Consider the following 2,693-nt stretch of genomic DNA (forward strand, 5'->3'; position numbering starts at 1 on the left):
TTCTAAATGTCTTTTTCGTAACGTTTTAAGAATAGTCATACCGTCCAACTCAGGTAGCATCATATCAAGGATGATTATTTCGTAGCTACCAAGCAACGCCATACTCAATCCCTCAGAGCCAGTGCCAGCAGTATCGACTGAATAGCCCAATTTTTCCAAGCCTAAGCTCAAACTGTTTCTCAATGATAAAGAGTCTTCTATCAGAAGTATTCTCATAATTTGAATGTCAATTTTAAAGTTATTTGAGTATACCTTCTCAACCTTAGGATTTGCTGAAGAAGCTATTGAAAAGGTGCTTATAGTTAACCTACGTATACGTGGTTCTTTTAGCATAAATCGATTGATTTACTTCAATAGCTCTTAAGTTTATCTCGATATTTTGTTCATATTAATAACAGTCTTGTGACTAACGATGAAGGCTTATTTTATATCAGCGCTGCTACTTTGTGGGTGCTCAATAACCTCTACAGAAATTTCTCCCCCCAATGGTAAAAGTGACAAAGCTGTCATTTTTGACATCGATGGAACATTGATCCCCTGTAACGCCTGCATTTTTTCTGAAAGAGAAAATGCGTCTGAACGTGTTCAAGCATACGCTGATAAAGGCTTCAAAATTATCTATCTGACTGCGCGAAATGTATACTTCCAGTTCAACATTCCACTTTTTTATCCCGTTACCATCTCCCAGATAGAGATATTCAGGTAGCTAATTCGATGGCTTAGCGAAAAAGCTTTTAAAACGTTTAAACTAAATATTCTAAAGCCTTACAAGGAGTCTGGCTGGAAACTTTTCGCTGCTTATGCCGATTCAAGCACTGACTTTGTGGCTTATTTGGCCGCAAGCGTTCCTCAGGACAAAATATTTGCAATAACATGACAAGGTGATTGTAAGTGCAAGCCAAGGCCGTGGCGAAAGTACTACGATAGCTGGTCGAAACACACTCCTATAGCGTTCCCTCCTTAACCAGCCTCTTTCTTCCTTCCTGAGCGATTAGAACATTATTACCTCAATTAAATGACTCTTCATAAGCGTATCTTAAGTTTCGTTTGTTAGAGTTTTCCTGTCGAAAATAGAATTTGCTTGATCTTGGGGCTTTGACAGAGGGCTACGTGCGAATTTCAGTTGTAATACCAGCAAAAAACGAAGAAGAAAATTTAAAACCCTTAATTGAGGAAATTTATAGAGCGTTAACAGGTGTAGCAAACTTCGAAGTCATCTATGTTGATGATGGAAGTACGGATAAGACATTTGAGAATTTGCTTTACCTGAAAGCGAGTGGCTTTGACAAAGTTAACGTACTACGGCATAAGCACTCGGTGGGACAAAGTACAGCTATTTGGACAGGGGTGAGCCATGCTGATGGAGAACTTGTAGTAACACTTGATGCGGATGGGCAGAATGATCCCTCTGATATACCAAACCTCCTGACTATGGCCTCTCAATTTCCGTTAGGGAGTCACTTTTGCATTGCTGGTCACCGTAAAAACAGAAAGGATACAGCTTGGAAAAGATTTCAGTCAAAACTAGCAAATTCTGTAAGAAGTAAATTTCTTAATGATGATACACCTGACACCGGATGTGGGTTAAAGGTCTTTCCAAAACAAACATTCCTCGATTTACCCTATTTTGATCATATGCATCGTTTTCTGCCAGCACTGATCCGGCGACAAGGTGGGATCATTAAAGTTGTTGAGGTGAATCACAGAGACAGGCAATTTGGAAAATCAAAATATAATATGTTAGGGCGGCTTGGGGTCGGACTAACTGATATGGCAGGAGTTTATTGGCTTCAGAAACGTAATAAACTTAATGATGTCATCTTAGAAAATGAAGAGAGTATCTAATTGAATTCCAGTCTCCTTCGTTTCTTCATTTTGGTACTTACCATTCTGTTTTTTAGTCATTTGATTCCGGTCTCTCCCTCATTTGACGCATTTAATCAGGAATGGATAGACAAGCATACCCGTAATAATGGAGTGACAGGGATAGCCAAATTTTTAGCCGTCTCAGTATTTTTACTTTCTATCGGACTTCCACGCCAGTTAGTCGCATTTATGGGGGGGTATGCCTTTGGATTTGCTGCAGGTATCATCTATTCAACATTAGCAGCTATCCTCAGCTGTGCAACAGTTATGGCAGTGTCCCGATCTTTCGCTAGACCGATTATTATTCAACACTTTGAAATGCGGGTGCGCAAGTTAGACCATTTTCTAGTTCGCTCTCCCTTTCTTAAGTCCGTTATCATTAGACTGTTGCCAGTAGGAAATAATCTACTCACAAACATTTTTGCTGGCGTTTCAAAGATTCCACGACGCTCTTTTATTCTTGGGTCTACTATTGGCTACATCCCTCAAATGGCGGTTTTTGCATTGATGGGTAAGGGTGTATTAGTCAACTCTGAACTTAAAATAATCATAAGCGCCCTATTATTCGGGATTTCCAGCTTGCTAAGCGCATATCTTTTTAAGGTTTATCGTCGTCAACATAATGACGATAAAACTCTTCGTTCACTCACAAAAAGCAGCAAATGTAGCAATGAATCAGACGAGCTTAGCCATTAAACATAAGAACAAGCACCCAAATTATACTTTCTGGCTTTTTGTACTGGCTAGCGTGTTGATATTTATCGGGCTTGGGTTAAGAGATCCCTGGCCTGCTGACGAACCTCGTTTTGCACAAGTTGCAAAAGAAA

The 2,693-nt window shown here is 39.7% G+C and carries 3 protein-coding genes; 2 read left to right on the plus strand and 1 reads right to left on the minus strand.

Annotation, left to right across the window (positions count from 1 at the left end):
* Positions 1 to 333, minus strand: a 333-nt coding sequence (locus AAF462_11465) for a response regulator (GenBank protein MEM7009741.1), incomplete at its 3' end; no start/stop codon positions are given.
* Positions 334 to 1,110: 777 nt separating this feature from the next.
* Here AAF462_11465 and AAF462_11470 point away from each other — a divergent pair.
* Complete coding sequence (locus AAF462_11470) at positions 1,111 to 1,845, plus strand: glycosyltransferase family 2 protein (GenBank protein ID MEM7009742.1); 735 nt, start codon at positions 1,111 to 1,113, stop codon at positions 1,843 to 1,845.
* Positions 1,846 to 2,562, plus strand: a complete 717-nt coding sequence (locus AAF462_11475; protein ID MEM7009743.1) for a VTT domain-containing protein — start codon at positions 1,846 to 1,848, stop codon at positions 2,560 to 2,562.
* Positions 2,563 to 2,693 lie beyond the last annotated feature (131 nt).

Source organism: Thermodesulfobacteriota bacterium (assembly GCA_039028315.1).
In the GTDB taxonomy this organism is placed as follows: Bacteria; Desulfobacterota_D; UBA1144; order Nemesobacterales; family UBA2774; genus CR02bin9.